This window comes from Streptomyces olivochromogenes, assembly GCF_001514115.1.
In the GTDB taxonomy this organism is placed as follows: Bacteria; Actinomycetota; Actinomycetes; order Streptomycetales; family Streptomycetaceae; genus Streptomyces; species Streptomyces olivochromogenes.
Genome location: NZ_KQ948480.1, coordinates 1 through 16,425 on the forward strand (window position 1 = coordinate 1; position 16,425 = coordinate 16,425).

The window sequence follows — 16,425 nt, forward strand, 5'->3', positions numbered from 1 at the left end:
GATCTCTAGACCTGGGCCCCACCCGGACCGTGCGCGCCCGGCCAACCCATCCGGACGCACCGACGGTTGTTCGCAAGCATGAACAAGAATCACGTACCCATCTATTGACGCGTTCACAGCAAGCGCTTACGTTCCCCTTCGAGAACTTTGGAAAGCGCTTTCTCTTGCACGGCACCCCTGGTCACGGACGAACCTGGAGGCAGAACGATGCAAGTGAGACCCGTCATTGCGTGTGTAAGCCTGCTGGCCGGCGCGCTCGTCGCGCTGTCCGGCACCCCGGCCGAGGCCGCGAGCACCACCCAGTACGTGTCGCCGAGCGGTACCGACAGCGCGGCCGGCACTCAGTCCGACCCGACGACGCTCACCACGGCGATCAGCCGCATCGCGTCCGGCGGCACCATCTACCTGCGCGGCGGAACGTACGACTACTCCTCGACGATCACGATCCCGGCGGGCAACAACGGCACCTCGAGCGCGCGCACCACCCTGTCCGCCTACCCCGGCGAGACCCCCGTGCTGAACTTCTCGGCGCAGAGCGAGAGCTCGTCGAACCGCGGGCTCCAGCTGAACGCCAACTACTGGCGTCTGTACGGCATCACTGTCCAGCGCGCCGGCGACAACGGCATCTACGTCGGCGGCAGCAACAACGTCATCGAGCGGACGGTGACCGCGTACAACCGCGACACGGGACTGCAACTGGGCCGGATCTCCTCCAGCACCCCCAGCAGCCAGTGGCCGTCGAACAACCTGATCGTGAGCTCGGAGTCGCACGACAACGCCGACTCCGACGGCGAGGACGCCGACGGCTTCGCCGCGAAGCTCACTACCGGCACCGGGAACGTCTTCCGTTACGACGTCTCCCACAACAACATCGACGACGGCTGGGACCTGTACACGAAGACCGACACCGGCGCGATCGGCCCGGTGACGATCGAGTACTCCCTGTCCTACAAGAACGGGACTCTGAGCGACGGCACCGTGAACTCCAACGGCGACCGCAACGGCTACAAGCTCGGCGGCGACGACATCGCGGTCAACCACGTGGTCCAGCACGACATCGCCTACGGCAACGGTCATCACGGATTCACGTACAACAGCAACCCGGGCACGATGACGATCTCGAACAACGCGAGCGTCGACAATGCGCAACGCAATTTCTCGTTCGACGCGGGCACGTCGGTCTTCCGGACCAACACGTCGTGCCGCTTCAGCGTCAGCGGCTCCAACGACAAGACCGTCGGCGACGCGGACAGCTCGAACCAGTTCTGGACCGGCGCGAACGGCTCCCGCTGCTCCTCCTACAGCGGCACCCTGGGCTGGTCCTTCGCATCGGACGGACACCTCGCCGTGACCTTCGGCGGCAAGGTCGTGACGCCGTAACCACGACCGAGGCGGGGGCTGGGCGCTCGCGGTCCGCAGATACGCGAACGACGTGTCCAGCCCCCGCTTCAACACCCCTGCCGTTCCCGACTCAAACCCACCCTCGACACACACGTTGTGGCGTGCGGCCTCAGGCTTCGCCCATGGTCGCTCCCGGGACGTCGTACCGCGACTTGCCTTCGGTCCGGGCTCGCGCCCAGGTCGGCGGACTCCCATGCGCGGACGAATCTCGCCACGATCGCATCCTCGGAGAGTGAGTCGGAGGCGGGCGGCGGTTCTCGGCCGTCGGTCGTGGGACCTCCGGACCGAGCGGTGCGTCGATGACACCCTCAAGGAGGGCGTTGGGAATGGGCTCGAGCCAGACGACTTCACCGAGTCGGGTGGGCTCGGGCGGTTCCACATGGGGCACGTCCCACTCCTTGGCCTGGCGTCGGCCGGCAGAACATCGCGCGTTGAGGCACCGGTTGGTTGCGATCCGATACAGCCAGGTACCCAGTGAGGCGCGTCCCTCGAACTCTGCGAAGCCTTGTCAGGCGGCCAGCAGCGTGTCTTGCAGGACGTCCTCGGCGTCCTGGAACGATCCGAGCATCCGGTAACAGCGCACGTGCAGCTCCCGGCGGTACGGCTCGGTCAGCTCCCGGAACGCCTCGCCGTCCCCGGCCCGCGCCCTGGAGATCAAGTCGCCTACCGCGTCGCCCATTCTCGGATCACCCTCTTCCCGCATCCCGTCGCACTCCTGCGCCTCTTCAGCGAGGCCGGCGACACCTTCACGGGGCTCAGGGTCACTCGCCCGGTCCGGGAGGGGGCGACCGCACGTCTCGGGCCTCCGATCGAAGTCGGTCATGCCCGTTCACCCATTCGGAGTAATAGTGCGCGCGAGCCGTGCCGTGACCGGCAACTGTTGTAATCCGAATGGGGGAAGATCCCGAAGGGAGACGCCATGCGTATCCGCCGAACTCTCGGACTCGCGATCGCCACAGCAACCCTCGCCGGACTCAGCCTCACAGGCGCCGCTACCGCGCAGGTCAGCACACCTCACACCAGCGTCACCCCCGAACAGTGCCGGCAAGGCGGCGGAACGGTGAGCAGTAGACCGTACGCCGGCGAGTACTGCTCGGGCGGCACGTACAGCAACAGCCCCATAGCGTGACACGGGCGATCCGGCGGGCGCCCGCGGCCGCGTGCTGAGGGGCGCCCGTGTCCGAAACGAGGCTTGCGGACAGGAGCCCGACCGGCATGGACGACACCGACGCGAGGAGCAACCCGGCGGGGCTGTGCGGCCACAGCGCTGGCTGCCCCTGCGTCGATGTCGGTCGGCGAGCGCTTCCGTGCGGGCACTGCCCTTCACGGGGCACGCTGGTGGGACCGGAGGGCGGCGAGTCTGTTGTTCCCGACTTCGTCGGGACCGCTCCGCCAGCAGTCTGTTCAGGACGCCGACAGCCACGCGCGGTAGCGGCGCAGCGCCCGTCGCTGCTGACGCTGCTCGGTGATAAGGGCGTACGCGGGGCGGGTGTTGGGCTTGGGACGGCTTCCGCGGGCGATGCGGCGCAGCTGGTGACGGACCTGCGCCATGCTCGCGGCGGAAGCGAGGGCCTTGTCGGACCAGGTCACCGGCCGCAGCAGCCGGTCCGCCTCGCGGCCGTGGCGCCAGCGGTCGGGCAGGTCAGGGGTGACGGCGAGGGCGGTGCCCATCCCGACGAGCGCCACGCCAGTGGCGAGAACCCGTTCGGCGGTGTCGCGCCGGTTGATGCCGCCGGTGAGCATCAGCGGCAGCGGACTGGTCTTGACCAGGTCCTTCGCCAGGTCGAGGAAGTACGCCTCACGGGCCTGGGTGCGCGCATCGGCGGGGCGGCCGGACATCGCTGGGCTCTCGTAACTGCCGCCGGACAGTTCCACCAGATCGACGCCGAGCGGTTCGAGCATCGCGATCACCTGCCGAGCGTCGTCGGCGTCGAACCCGCCACGCTGGAAATCCGCGGAGTTGAGCTTCACCGCGACCGCGAAGGACGGCGAGACGGCAGCGCGCACGGCCCGGACGACGTCCAACAGCATCCGAGCCCGGTTTTCCAGGGACCCGCCCCACTGGTCGGTGCGTCGGTTGACCAGCGGGGACAGGAACTGTGAGAGCAGGTAACCATGCGCGGCATGGACCTCCACACCGTCGAACCCCGCCTTCTCGGCGCGGTGGGCCGTGACCGCGTACCGCGTCACAGTGGCCTCGATCTGCTCGGGGGTCATGGCGACAGGGCGACCGAAACGGCTGCTGTGCTTACCCAGGTCGACCCCCACCGCGGACGGGCCCCACACGACGCCGGGCATGTTTGCCTGGATCTGGCGGCCGGGGTGATTGATCTGCATCCACATCGCTCCGCCGCCGGACTTGCCGGCCTTGGCCCACTCGGTGAAGGGCTCCAGCGGCGCGGCATCGTCGAGCACGACGCCGGCGGGACCGGTCAGTGCCTCGGCGTGGACCATGACGTTGCCGGTGATCAGCAGTCCGGTGCCGCCGGTGGCCCAGCGCCGGTACAGCGACAGCAACTGTCCATCGGGCAGCTGGCCGTCGCCGGCCATGTTCTCCTCCATGGCCGCCTTCGCGACGCGGTTGCCCAATACCTGCCCGGAGCGCAGGGACAGCGGTGAGAAAAGCTCGCTGGCCATCCGGATTCTCCTCTGCATCGAATACAATGTGTGCACCGTTCACATTAGGCGGGCAATGTGTGCGGCGTAAACATGAGGGAGGGTGTTTCATGCCACAAGCGAATGACTCGTACCACCACGGCGATCTGCGCGCCGCCTGCCTGCGCGCCGCGCGGGAACTGCTGGAGGAGGACGGCAGCGCCGGACTGTCCCTGCGGGCGGTCGCACGGCGGGCGGGTGTGTCGGCGACGGCCCCGTACCGCCACTTCGCGGACCGCGACGCGCTCGTCTCCTCGGTTGCCGCCGAGGGCTACCGCGAACTCGCCGGATACCTGACCGCTGCGCATCCCGCGCCCGCGATGCCTGACGATCTCACCGCGGTCGCCGTTGCCTACGTCCGATTCGCGCTCGATCACCCGGCGATGTTCCGGGTGATGTTCGCGGAGCCCTGCGATCCGGGCAACGAAGAGCGGGTGGAGGCGACCACCGTCCTGTCGGAATACGTCCGCGGCATCGTCCGGGGCGCCTTTTCCGACGCCGATGTGGACGCGCTGTCGACCACGGTGTGGGCCCTGGTCCATGGCTTGGCCTTCCTGCATCTGGACGGCAAGCTCGACGCCTCCACCCCAGAGGTGGTCGCCGACCAGGTCCGCGCAGCCGTCCATGCGCTGTTCACCGCCTCCCCGGTGGTGTCGCAGGCGGCAACCGCACCGTCCGGGCGGGCCGGGGCGTAGCGGTCCCCGGGTGATAGCGAAAATGGCCTGTCGGGCGGGCCGGGCGGCCGGTCGCGGCGACAGGTGAGCAGATGGCGCCGGTCGTCGGTGACGTGGACATCGGGGTGCCGCAGAGCAGGGCGAGGATGCTGCCCGACCCGAGGTGGCGACGAGCGCGTCCCGGCTCCTGGGGCGGCGGTGCGCAACGATCCGGCAGAGCGACGTGGTCGTACTCGTTCCAGCGCGGGTCCTGGCCCAGCGGCTGCTTGAACCCGGTCGACTATGCGGCGATTGAATCCGGCCGCCTATGCGACGAGTTGCGCCGTTTCGCGTCGGCGCGCGAGGGTGCCCGACACGAGGTGCGGGTCGCGCGGGTCACGACGGGCCAACTCCCGGCCGACTCGTCGGCCCGGAGGCCGCGAAAGCTCGGATCGCGGGTCCGCGGACATTGTCCGGCGCCATGTCGATCACGGGGTGGCGAGTGCGCTCACCCGCCGGGAGCAGGCGTGGCCGCGCGAGGCGACGGCGCTCACACGGGAGTTCAGTGCCCTGTTCCCGCTGACCTCGGCCAGCGGCTGGACGCGTGGGGCGTGCCGGAGGGCCGGCCGTTTCCGGCCGGCCCGAGGGGCGAGTACGACGGTGGGCCTCGCGGTCAGCATCATCGACTGCTGACTGGCGCCGCCACCGCAGCGCGTCACAGCGTCGCGGTCGTCCCCTCCCCGGACGCGCTGCCCGCGAGCCACTGGTCCCAGCCCAGGTTGAAGTCGGCGTAGCCGTTGTCGGCCGGCGCCTTGGCGCGGGGCGAGCCGGTGATGGTGACGGGGTCGCCCTGCTTGACCTGGCCGTAGAACCACTTGGCGTCCGACATGGACAGGTGAACGCAGCCGTGCGAGCCGCGGGCGCTGCCGCTGCCCGGGTTGGGGTCGCCGGTCGAGTAGTGCACGTACGTGCCGGACTGGGTCAGGTGGACGTCCCAGGGCAGCGTCAGGTCATAGTAGTTGGGGCTGCCCTTTTCGCAGCTGATGCCGACGCTGCAGGAGGTCATGTGGACCTTCTCCTGCTTGTCGATGACCGCCATCGTGCCGTTCCACGTCGGATACTCGGCGCTGCCCGCATTGATCGACAGGGTGCGTACCGCCTTGCCGTTCCGGGTCACCTTCATGGTGTGGCCGGTCACCGAGACGTCCGCGCGCACGTCGTCGCCGATGTTGAAGGTGTGCGTGTAGTTGTGCACGCCGAAGCGCCCGTTGCCGTTGCTGACGCCGTTGATGTCAGCGTCGATCTTTACCTTCGTGCCGGAGGGCCAGTACGTCTTGGGTCGCCAGTCGGCGCGCTTGTCGCCCATCCAGTGCCAGGCGCCGGCCACCGGTTGGGAGGCGCTCACCTTCATGTGCTTCTCGACCGTGGCCCGTGCTTTCGCCGCCACCGGGTTCGTGAAGATCACCGAGATCGGCATGGCGACGCCGACCGTGGTGCCCGTCTGCGGGGTGATCGTCTCCAGCAGCATCGGCGGGCCCGCGGGCTTCGTCGGTGACGGAGAGGCGCTCGCACTCGGCTTTCCCGACGCCTTTGCGTCGTCCCCGCTCGCCTTGTCACTCTTGCCCCCGCCGCAGGCACTCGCGCCCACCAGCATCACACCCGTGACGAATGCGATCCCTATGCCGCCCTTGCGCCGTCCCACGATCTGCCCCGCTCTCTCGCTCCTCGGCCCTGACGGGCCCGACTCCCTTTCAGACAACGTTGGCGTGGGCCGCAGTTGCGTGCATCGCGTAAAGCATGTCTCAAGATTCGGTGCGCACCGGCGGTTCGGGGACGATGAGTGGTGCGACATCCCGCCTGCCGACTTCGCTCGATCACGGCCGTGCTGTCCGCGCAGGAACCCGTGCGTGCTCCAGTTGCGACGTGGACGGTGAAGTCGGCCCCGCGCCGCGGAGGCGACGTTGGGGACGGCGACGAGCTCAACGTCGAGGACGGCGCCCGGCAGGCCGGCGGCAGCGGCCGCGGCATTGAGGAACTGGCGGGACGGACAAGGTCGGTGCAATGCCGGCTCCCCACCTGTCGGGGCGCGGTACGCATCTCGCATCTCCAACTCTCCCCCTTCGGCTCGCCGACCCAGCCCGGCCGAAGAACAGAGCCGGCAAGCATCGGCTCCGGCAGCGTCCGAGTCACGCCCCCGGTTCGCGCCGGATACGCGCAGGCTACGGGTGACGTACGCAGACTGCCCGGAGACCGTCGAAGGGCACTCCACATCAGGAGCTGACGAATGGAAACGCCGGACCCAATTGACCGTTCCACCACGATTGACCCTTCCACCACGCCTCCGAAGGCTCAAGAAGCCGAGGAAGGCGTGGTGCTGACAGGCGGGCGCATTACCGCCGGCGTCGTCCGCGTCGGTGAGACGGTGCGCCGGCCTGCTGCTCCAGCCTCAGGCTTCGTCGCCGACCTCCTCGTTCTGCTGGAGCGTCGAGGCTTCGACGGAGCACCCCGCTACCTGAGACGGGAGGGCTCCACGGATGTCCTCAGCTACCTGTCCGGTGAGGTCCCGGCACGCTTCCGTACCTGGTCGGACCGGCAGGTCGCTGCCGCCGGATCACTTCTGCGCGCACTGCACGACGCGACCCGCAACAGCCTATTGGCAGCGAGCTCTCCTGTCGTCTGTCACCACGACTGCGGGCCGAACAACGTGGTCTTCCGCGATGGACTGCCGTACGCCTTCATCGACTTCGACACCGCGGCGCCTGGACTGCCCGTGGAAGACGTCGGCTACATGGCGTGGACGTGGTGCATCGCTTCCAAGGGCACCGCCCCGGCTGTGCCGGATCAGGCCGACCAGGTCCGGGTGCTGGTCGATGCGTACGGACTCGATGCCCACGAGCGAGGTGAGCTCGTCGACGCCATCCTGGAACGGCAGAGCCGTAATGCCCGTTTCTGGACCGAGTGGGTCCCTGGGCCCTGCGAGGTTCAGCCCGACGAGGACGTCATTGTGGCACGCATCGAGTGGAGCCGCCGAGAGCACGCATTCGTCAGTGTCCACCGTGCAACGTTCGAGCGGGCCCTGACCTGACCGGCACCAGTCACCCCGCACGACGACTGGGCGATCGCGGTGTGGACAGCGAACACCGTCGCATCGTCGATGGCAGCCACGTCGATGACGACCAGGGCGGGTTCGGAGACATACCGAGTTGGCCAGGGGCGAGCGAGGTGGCCTTGCACCACCGGTCCCCGTTGTGACGCCGTTGCCGTGCTCTGTGTCTGGAGATCCGTGCAGGCGATGCCGGCCGAGCCGGCCGACCGGCGTTCGGCAGTCAGCCGTGAGGCGTCTCGGGTCGGTCGGTGGCCGGGGCGAGGGGGTCCGGACCTGGTTCTCCCAGGATGTTCTCGAAGTAACCGGGGCCGGTGCTGGGGAGGGCCTTGAGTGCGGTGGTGTACCGCAGGGTCTCGGTCTCCCAGGCGTGGTAGCCGCCGATCCATGCGGTCATGACGTCGACGTAGGTCTCTACGGCGGTCCGCTGCGGGGCGGGGAGTGCTAGGTGGGTGCACATGGCCGGGATCTCGCCAGCGAGTTGCTGGAACCGGGTGCAGCGCCGGTGGATTTCCCGCTGGGCCGCGGTGACGGCCTCGTCGCGGGTGCGGTGCTGGGTGTGTTCGATGACGAGGACGAGATTGTCCATGTCTCCGCGTGCTTCCTCCTTTTCGAGGGAGTACACGTCGTTGCACATCAGCGTGATGTCGATGGCGATCTCCCGCATGATCCTCAGCTGCGGGCTGTGGAAGACCGCCGCCGGCAGGCTGAGACCCACCGCGCGTTCGGCCAGCGACAACGGCAGCGCCGTTCCGGCGACGCCTCTGCGTACATGGAGGTAGTGCTCCATGTCCACCGGCGTCCCCCGGCACCGGTTGACCGCTTCGTGGGCGTGGGCGGCGAAGTAGTACTCCCACTCGTGGGCGACCCGCGCCACCCACCCGGGAGCGGCACCGTCGGTGCTGCGGCGCCAGAGGTCGGCGAACGAGGCCGAGCACGGATCGCTGCCCGTGCCGGTGCCGGTGCCGGTGCCGTGGACTATGTCGATCAGGCCCTGGCACACCCGGGCGACTCGGTCGGGCGCGAGGCCCAGAGGGCCGTCGAGCTGATCGTCGAAGACGAAGAAGAACGCCATGGCATCGGTACACAGATCCAGCCCCTGCCCGGCGGCGTCGGGAAAGCCATAGGCGGCGAGCCGGGGCATGTCCCACGAGGTGTACCAGTCCACGGACCGCTCACCACCCACCAGCCCCTGCCGGCGGACCCAGTCAAGGTTGCGGCGGCGGGCGCCCTCCATGTCTGCGCTGACCCGAAGCGGGAAGGGCAGATCGAACTCGATGTCCTGTGGCATGACATCCCTCCACATGGCGGCCCGCCCTCTTCCGAACCGGTCATGGCCAGTCTGTCGGCAGAGCGGGCCGTCACCGCTGGTTACCTGTGAAATACCCGAGAGGAGGAACGGCCCCTTGGTGGTAGATCGCGCGGGCGTCCGTTGCCGATGCCGAGTTCGACGATCCGGTCCGGTTCCTGAGGACGGTTCTTCCGGCCGTGTTCCTGTTCGGCATAAATCTCTTGAAGGGCGGCGATCTTGGTGGTGGCGGTGCGCTGCAGGCACATGGCGTGCCACGCCCGCGTTCATTGGAATCAGGTTTGTCATGCGTTCTTGGCAGAGGCAGCGCACCGACAGAACGGCCGGCTCGGCCCGGTTCCCCCTGCGGAGGCGACCTTCAGCTGCGCAAAGACCTCTCTGAGGAGCGCTCGCACCGCCTCTTCTTACAGGTCCCGGGACAGCTCGATGCCGGCCATGAACCCCGCGTCAGCGATCGTCATGGCTCAGCTGTGTGGCACGAGTTGGAGGCGAGGCCGTCGGTGAACGCAACGCTTCGCGCAGGAGCGCGACGGCCGGGGGGATCTCCGTGTCGCTGATGTTGCCGTACCCGAGGACGAGCGCGGGTTCCGCCGACTGATGCGCGCGATAGTCGTCGAGGTCCGCCAGTCGTAGCCCGGCGGCGGCCGCCGCCCGGACCGCCCCGCGGGTGTCGGTGCCGTCCGGTAGGTGGAGCAGGATGTGCAGCCCGGCGGCGGTGCCGGCGACCCGACCCTCCGGCACTTGGGCGCCGAGCGTACGGACCAGCAGGTCGCGGCGGGAACGGAACCGCCGCCGAGCCGCGCGCAGGTGGGCGTCGTACCACCCGCGGTCGATGAAGGTGGCGAGCGCGAGCTGGTCCAGCACCGGTGGCGCGGGGGCGACGAGGTTCGCGGCCCGGAGTACCGGGGTCATCGCGACAGGCGCGACCAGCCAGCCCAGGCCGAGGGCCGGCGACAGCGTCTTGCTCACCGAGCCGAGGAGGAAGACCCGGCTCGGATCCATCCCCTGCATGACGGCGACCGGGTGGTGGTCGTAGCGGAACTCGGCGTCGTAGTCGTCCTCGATGACGAAACCGTCGACCTCGCGGGCCCAGCGCACCAGACGTGCCCGGCGTGCCGCGGACAGCACCGTGCCGGTGGGAAACTGGTGTGCCGCACCGACGACGACGGCCCGGGCCGGCGTACGCGCGAGGTCGTCGACCCGGAGTCCGTCGTCGTCCACGGGCACCGGGTGCACGCGTAGGCCGGCGCTCGTTGCGGCGTCCCGCAACCGTCCCCAACCCGGGTGTTCCACGGCCAGGTCGGCAATCCCTTCGGCGCGCAGCGCCCGGCACGTGCGTACCAGACCGTCGGTGACGCCCGCGCACACGGAGACGGACACGGCGTGGGCGTCCGCGCCGCGCGAGCGCCGCAGGTACTGCGCGACGGTGGTACGCAGCACCGCGTGCCCGGCGGGGTCGGGCAGGCCGAGGTCGTAGTGGACGGCCGAGCCCGTGACCGCTCGGACGGCGTCCGCCCAGCGGCGGCGGGGAAACGCCCGCAGGTCGGGCAAGCCGGGCGCGAGGTCGTATCGGATCGGTGGCCGTGCTGGTGCGCGCTGCGCGCGAGGCCGCAGTGGCGCGGTGTCCGGTGACCACGAGACACGCGTGGCGGAACCCGCCCGGGCGGAGAGGTAACCCTCCGCGATGAGCTGCCCGTACGCCTCCGTGACAACCCAACGTGAGCAGCCGAGTTCCTCGGCGAGCGCTCGGCTCGGTGGCACGGCGGCGCCCTCCGCCAGCCGGCCGTCCCGGATCGCGGTGCGCAGCGCGTGAGCCAGACGATCGTGCAGGCGCCGCCGCCCGCCATCAGCAGGACCGACATCCAGCAGCGTCGCCCACGCGAGATTGGTCTGGAAAACAGCCACGAGATTGGAGCGTACCGCCGATCCGAATCCGCCTAGCGTGAGGGACATGATGGAGAACTTGGTTCTTGGGGCCATGCTGTTCGGCACGGCTCAGGACGAACGCCGATCGTTCGAGCTCCTGGACCGTTTCGTGGATGTCGGGGGCGTCTGGATCGACACCGCCAACTGCTACGCGTTCTGGGACGACCCGACCGGCTTCGGCGGCCAGAGCGAGACGTTGCTCGGGCGTTGGCTGGCAAGCCGCCCGGGCGTCCGTGACCGCGTCCGGATCAGCACCAAGGTGGGTTGCGAGCCGACCGTGGCCGGGCGATTCCCGGAGACGGCCGAGGGCCTCTCGGCCGGGGCCGTCAAGAGCGGGATCGAGGGCAGTCTCCGACGGCTGGGAACGGACCACGTCGAGCTGTACTGGGCCCACAAGCCCGATCCGGCCACACCGCTGGAAGAGACGGTCGCCGCCTTCGACGAGCTCGTGTCCGCGGGTACGGTCGGCCGCTTCGGCTGCTCCAACTACCCGGTCTGGCAGATCGAGCGGGCACGGCAGATCGCGCGGGCCCACGGCAGTGTCGGCTTCACTGCGGTGCAGCAGCACCACACGTACCTGCAACCGCGCCCCGCGACCCGGCCCACTGTGGTGCACCGGTTCGGTGCGGTCAGCGACGAGGTGCTCCACTACCTGGAGCACCACCCGGATATGACTCTGTGGGCGTACACGCCGCTGCTGAGCGGTCGTTACACCCGCGCGGACAAGCCTTTGCCCGCAGAGTACGACCACCCCGGCACCGTCCGCCGCCTCGCGGTGCTCGACCAGATCGCCGCCGAGACCGGCACGAACCGCAACCGGGTGGTGTTGGCGTGGCTCACCGGAGGGAACCCGGCTGCCACGCCGATCGTCGGCGTCAGCACGGTCGAGCAGCTGGACGAGGCGGTCGCGGGGGTGTCACTGGAGCTGACCGCCGATCAGCGCGAACGCCTGGACTCCGCGGGGTGATCTGCGAAACGAGTTGATGCGAGGAACTGTTGTGACGGCTCTGGTAAGTGGTGAGCGTGCCCTGCGCGAGTCCCGGCTTTCGTGGACGTTTCCGCGTCCGGGGACGTTTTCGACGAACACGTTGCAGTGGGCGCACTCGATCCGCGACACGGGGGTGGCCAAGGCCCTGTGCCCGAATGACCACGCCTCGGCGATCCGGCACGGCGACATCGTGGACATCGCTGTGCCGGCCATGACCGAGCCGCGCCATGAGGCATGGCGTGTGTCTGTTCAGTGGTCCCGAGTCGGTGACGCGTCAGTGGTCCCGAGTCGGTGACGCGGCGGGAGCAGGTCGAGTGCGTCTGCGAAGCCATCGGCCGCAAGGCCGTCCTGGAGGAGACAACCGCCGAGGAGTACCGGGACGCACTCGGCCGCTGGGGCGACGCGGAGGTGGTCGACACCCTGGTCCGCATGGGGCTGCCCGACCTCGCGGGCCCGTCGAGCCGCCCGCCCGGCTGCACGGTGACCTCTGGCACGGCAAGGTCGTGTAGGGCGCCGACGACACGTCCGGCCGATCGACCCGGCCGCGCACAGCGGCCACCGCGAGACCGGCCTGGCGATGCTTGCCCTCTTCGGCCGCGCGTACCTGGATTGTGTCGGACTGCATCAGCTCTTCCGGCTGCTGGTGCACGCCGTGCACTTCGGCCGTGGTTACGCGGAACAGGTCCTGAAAACGGCTCGGGCGGCGTTCGCGTGGTGAGCGTGAACGCCGCCCGGAGCGACATTGAGGGCGAGGGAAGCGAAGGGACTCGCATTTAAGCCGCTTTCACGGCGGAGGAGAAGGAAGCCCTTTCATGGCCTTGCCGCAACCGATGCTATCAGTCGGTTCGGGGCCAAGTCGTGTGTGTTTTCCGGGGTGATGACCGTCGGCGCACACACGAAAACTGGGAGGCGCCGCGCGGGCGCCTCCCAGTCGAAGCCGGCGGCGAGGAAAGCGAAAGAACTTGTTTTCGTTAGAGGAATTGAGAAGGAAGCCCCTTCATGGCCTCGCCGTGGGCAACGCTAGCACTCAGCCCGGGATCAAGTCGCGCAGATTTTCGAGGGTGATGACTCGGGAGTCCGGGTGCAGCCCCTCGGGACGTTCGAGGCCGATGTACATCACGGGCTCGTCCGGGACCGGCCCGCCGTCCCACAGGTCCACGGCCGTGGTGTCGCCGGACATCAGGTCGATCAGGTACCGCACCGTCAGATGCTCGCGCTCCACGATGGCGCGTACCACCTTGGACACTGACACCTGGTTCTCCTCGACCCGGTTGGCCGACGAGATGCCCTTCAGATACAGGTGCAGCCACTTCGCGCGCCACCGACCGTCGTCCTCGCGCCGGAACACCAGCGGCAGCGCCACTCGACCCACCCCGCGAAGCTCCGACTTCATGCGCACCGTGCGCGGCTCGAACGGCCGGCCCTTCTGCTCACCGTCGCGCAGCATGAAACCGAAGAACGACTCCTCGACCTCCTCGAAGTTCTCGCCGGCGTAGATGTTGACCTGCGGAACGATGAATGTGCTGCGTACCCGGTCCAGGGACAGGTTGATGAATTCCGAGGCCCCGTCGGGCGCCTCGGTGACATCGCCCGAGTGCTCGCCCCCGACAGCCTTGAGGGAGGTGTAGGAGAGCCAGGAGTCGGTGCTGTAGTCGGCGTGGAGAAGCAGCGCCGAGAGGTCGTAGTCGGTCCGGTTCTCGGTCTCCTTCCAGTACACGAAGAAGCGCAGCTGTTCGCCGTCGACCGCCGAGACCGAACCTCGCGGCAGAACGCCGAGTCCGGCCGTGGTCGCCCTGCCGCTGAGCGGGAGCGCCACGTCGAGGACGTCGGGGTCGAGCAGCAGTCGGCCCGGCGCAGGGAGCCTGCGGCGCAGCTCGGCGTCGAGGGCGGCGATCAGACGATCGCGGTCGGCGGCCGGGATGGTCGGCCGGTAGTCGGGGGTCACCCAGGCGCGGCCCCGGCGGTTGACGAAGATGCGGGGTTCGCCGGCCTCCCGCTCCCGGTTGTGGAAGTGCTCGCGGACCGAGAGCACTACCCGGCCGGAAACCTCGGGGGCGACCCGTACCGCGGCGGCCACCACCGCGTCCTGCTCCTCCTGGTCGGCGGCGATACGCAGCAGGAGGTCCAAGGCGCGGAACAGCTTGCCGGGAGCGGACTTCAGCAGCTGCACCGCACCGAGGACGTCGAACTCGTCGAGCAGCTTCTCGACACGGCTGTCGAAGGACCGCGCCTCCTTCTCGCCCCGCGCTACGGCGAACACATCGTCGGCGTGCGGCCAGCGCGGGTACTCGTGCGGGTGGAGACGCTCACCGAGCCGCTTGAAGGGCTCGCGGTGCGCGTGCACATCGGCCAGCTTGGCGGGGTTCGCCGCGACCACGGCGTCGAGGCCCGCCAGCAGCGCACGGCGGGCCGGCCGCGAGAGCGCCCGAAACCGGGTCGGCTCCTGCAGCGTCACGTCGCCGCCCGACAGCGCGCAGGCCAGCCGTAGCACGTCGATGACGGTGTCCAGAAGGAGGTCCGCGCCGACAGCGAGCCGGGCCTCGTTGACGACCGCCCGGTTCTCCCGGACCGGGATCGACTCCGGCTGAGGGCCGAGCGCGCACCGCTCGGCGAGGGTCTTGAGGTCGCGCAGGTGGTCCTCGCCCAGTGGCGTCGTGCTACCCGCCAGGGCCAGGTACAGGTCTGTGAGTTCGTCGTCCAGGTCCCGCCCGAGGTGCAGCACGGTCACCCGGTCGCCCGCCGAGGCGATCAGCTCGTCCTGCGCCGCGAGCATCTCCTCGTAGGTGTGCTGGTAGCGGCCGTACGTGGGGAGGCTGAGCAGGTCCAGCACCCCGTGTGCCAGTTGCGTCAGCACGTTCTCGCGCGACTTGTCGTCGCCGAGCGCCTTCGTCACACACCGCATCCAGAACTCTTCGGTGTCCGGCACGTTCGCTGGGAAGTCGATGAAGTACGAGTTGTGCCGGGCATGGTCGCCCACCATCTCGCTCACGGTGCGCAGCGTCCGCTTGGCGGTGTGCACGACCGCGGCCTCGGACAGCACCGACAGCCGCTCCAGCAGTTCCGCCGAGAGCTTGAAGCCCACGGATGTCAGCGCCGCGTCGAACTGCCGTGCGGCGGTGGCTCCTTCCCCGGCGGAGCCCTTGGGGGTGGAAAGGCGGTGGGTGTGCCGGATGACCAGCGATTCGAGACTGTGCGCCATTGGGGGATGATCGCAGAGGTGTGCGAGTCGGCGCACAGGGGTTTTTGTACGCGCTCCGACCTCCGACGCCGTGATCACACCGGCGTCGAGGCCTGTGGCGCTGACGGTGTCACTCGTGTGCTCGCGACGGCCAAGGTGGCGGGCAAGAGCCCTCAAGTTCTTCAGGTGTGCGACACACTGGTTCGGTCGGATCCGTTCCGAGCGGGTTTCGCCGACGCCGCGGGTGGCGTCACTGGATGTCGGCGGCGAAATGATCGGTGCCCAGCACGGTGAGCAACGCGAGTTTCTCGTGGCTTTCCGTGCCCGGGGTGGCGGTGAAGATGAGCAGCGACTGGCCCTGGTCCGGCTCGAGCAGGAGTTGGCAGTAGAGGTCCAGCTGTCCGACCTGGGGGTGGACGAATCGCTTGGTTTCGCTCCACCGGAGGCCCACCTCGTGGCGCTCCCACAGCTGGGCGAACTCCTCGCTGGTGCGCAGCAGGACGTCCGCCAGGTCCGCCGCGGGAGAGCCGGGCCCGGTCCGGGTGACGGCCGCGCGCAGCAACGCGGCGTTGGTCCGGCTGTTGTCGTCGTGCTGCTCGGGGTGGTACCGCTCACGGGCGGCTGGATCCGTGAACCATCGGTACGTCGCGCTGCGGGCGTTGCCGGTGTACTGGGTCTGCTCGCCGAGCAGTGCCACCGCGGACGGCGTCTGCAGCAACGTCTCGCCCAGCGGGCCCATGACCTGCGCGGTGGTGCCGGCCAAGCCGTCCATGACCCGCATCAGCCCGGGGCTCACATGCTGAAGGCGCAGGTCACGGCGGGCGGTGCGGTAGCCGGCGAGCAGGAACAGGTGATCGCGTTCGTCCGGGGTCAGTCGCAGGCCGCGGGCGATGGCCGCGACCATCTGCTCCGACGGTTGCGGCCCGTCGCCGCGTTCCAGCCGGGCGAAGTAGTCGGCGGACATCGTGCACAGCTCCGCCACCTCCTCGCGGCGCAGCCCAGGAGCGCGTCGGCGCTGTCCGCGGCGCAACCCGACGTCCTCCGGTTGCAGCGCCGTACGGCGAGTGCGCAGGAAGGCACCCAGGGACGAGCGGTCGAACGTATGGTCCATGGTCCTCATGGTTGGCCATCCGGCGCGGCTTGGCCACGACCTGTCAGTCAGTGGTTGCACGTGTCCTTCCAGCGCCCGCGGTGCGGCGAGTTCACTGGCGA

At 69.1% G+C, this 16,425-nt stretch carries 13 protein-coding genes and 1 pseudogene; 6 read left to right on the forward strand and 8 right to left on the reverse strand.

The window, feature by feature from the left end:
• The first annotated feature begins 207 nt into the window (after window positions 1–207).
• Window positions 208–1,380 (forward strand): pectate lyase, encoded by a 1,173-nt coding sequence (locus AQJ27_RS45265; protein WP_079065770.1) that lies wholly within the window; start codon window positions 208–210, stop codon window positions 1,378–1,380.
• Between the two features lie 529 nt (window positions 1,381–1,909).
• Here the strand turns inward: AQJ27_RS45265 and AQJ27_RS60345 are convergent.
• Window positions 1,910–2,080 (reverse strand): sigma factor, encoded by a 171-nt coding sequence (locus AQJ27_RS60345; protein WP_279636231.1) that lies wholly within the window; start codon window positions 2,078–2,080, stop codon window positions 1,910–1,912.
• Between the two features lie 240 nt (window positions 2,081–2,320).
• Between AQJ27_RS60345 and AQJ27_RS53665 the strand changes: the two genes are divergently transcribed.
• The gene (locus AQJ27_RS53665; protein WP_079065771.1) at window positions 2,321–2,530 is read left to right on the forward strand and encodes a hypothetical protein; all 210 of its coding nucleotides are present in this window, start codon (window positions 2,321–2,323) and stop codon (window positions 2,528–2,530) included.
• 275 nt (window positions 2,531–2,805) lie between these two features.
• Here the strand turns inward: AQJ27_RS53665 and AQJ27_RS45275 are convergent, their stop codons facing one another.
• The gene (locus AQJ27_RS45275) at window positions 2,806–4,038 is read right to left on the reverse strand and encodes an NADH:flavin oxidoreductase/NADH oxidase family protein (RefSeq protein ID WP_067383136.1); all 1,233 of its coding nucleotides are present in this window, start codon (window positions 4,036–4,038) and stop codon (window positions 2,806–2,808) included.
• An 89-nt stretch (window positions 4,039–4,127) separates the two neighbouring features.
• Here AQJ27_RS45275 and AQJ27_RS45280 point away from each other — a divergent pair, with 89 nt between their 5' ends.
• A complete protein-coding gene (locus tag AQJ27_RS45280; RefSeq protein WP_067383139.1) occupies window positions 4,128–4,751 on the forward strand; it encodes a TetR/AcrR family transcriptional regulator in 624 nt (207 codons plus the stop codon).
• A gap of 673 nt (window positions 4,752–5,424) precedes the next feature.
• On the opposite strand, the gene AQJ27_RS45290 is transcribed toward AQJ27_RS45280, so the two are convergent.
• Window positions 5,425–6,363, reverse strand: coding sequence for a L,D-transpeptidase (locus tag AQJ27_RS45290; protein ID WP_067383338.1), 939 nt, complete (start codon window positions 6,361–6,363; stop codon window positions 5,425–5,427).
• Window positions 6,364–6,993: 630 nt separating this feature from the next.
• On the opposite strand from AQJ27_RS45290, the gene AQJ27_RS45295 reads away from it, so the two are divergent.
• Window positions 6,994–7,794, forward strand: coding sequence for an aminoglycoside phosphotransferase family protein (locus tag AQJ27_RS45295; protein WP_079065772.1), 801 nt, complete (start codon window positions 6,994–6,996; stop codon window positions 7,792–7,794).
• Here the strand turns inward: AQJ27_RS45295 and AQJ27_RS60350 are convergent.
• From AQJ27_RS60350 to pdxR, 3 genes are all read right to left on the reverse strand, one after another.
• Window positions 7,692–7,946, reverse strand: a complete 255-nt coding sequence (locus AQJ27_RS60350; RefSeq protein ID WP_279636232.1) for a DUF6207 family protein — start codon at window positions 7,944–7,946, stop codon at window positions 7,692–7,694. The genes AQJ27_RS45295 and AQJ27_RS60350 overlap by 103 nt on opposite strands.
• Before the next feature lie 89 nt (window positions 7,947–8,035).
• Window positions 8,036–9,103 (reverse strand): terpene synthase family protein, encoded by a 1,068-nt coding sequence (locus AQJ27_RS45300; RefSeq protein WP_079065773.1) that lies wholly within the window; start codon window positions 9,101–9,103, stop codon window positions 8,036–8,038.
• A gap of 465 nt (window positions 9,104–9,568) precedes the next feature.
• Window positions 9,569–11,026 carry a MocR-like pyridoxine biosynthesis transcription factor PdxR gene (gene pdxR / locus AQJ27_RS45305; RefSeq protein ID WP_235613911.1) on the reverse strand — a complete coding sequence of 486 codons (1,458 nt, stop codon included), beginning with the start codon at window positions 11,024–11,026 and terminating at the stop codon, window positions 9,569–9,571.
• Between the two features lie 46 nt (window positions 11,027–11,072).
• Here pdxR and AQJ27_RS45310 point away from each other — a divergent pair, with 46 nt between their 5' ends.
• Both AQJ27_RS45310 and AQJ27_RS59550 read left to right on the forward strand, forming a co-directional pair.
• Complete coding sequence (locus tag AQJ27_RS45310) at window positions 11,073–12,014, forward strand: aldo/keto reductase (protein WP_067383147.1); 942 nt, start codon at window positions 11,073–11,075, stop codon at window positions 12,012–12,014.
• Window positions 12,015–12,484: 470 nt separating this feature from the next.
• Window positions 12,485–12,753: pseudogene (locus AQJ27_RS59550) on the forward strand (fructosamine kinase family protein); the annotation flags it as partial.
• Window positions 12,754–13,062: 309 nt separating this feature from the next.
• On the opposite strand, the gene AQJ27_RS45325 reads toward AQJ27_RS59550, so the two are convergent.
• On the reverse strand, window positions 13,063–15,234 hold the full coding sequence (locus tag AQJ27_RS45325; protein ID WP_067383156.1) for a TerD family protein: 2,172 nt from the start codon (window positions 15,232–15,234) through the stop codon (window positions 13,063–13,065).
• Between the two features lie 229 nt (window positions 15,235–15,463).
• Window positions 15,464–16,324: a helix-turn-helix transcriptional regulator gene (locus AQJ27_RS45330; RefSeq protein WP_067383159.1), complete on the reverse strand. Its 861-nt coding sequence runs from the start codon at window positions 16,322–16,324 to the stop codon at window positions 15,464–15,466.
• Between the last annotated feature and the right edge of the window lie 101 nt (window positions 16,325–16,425).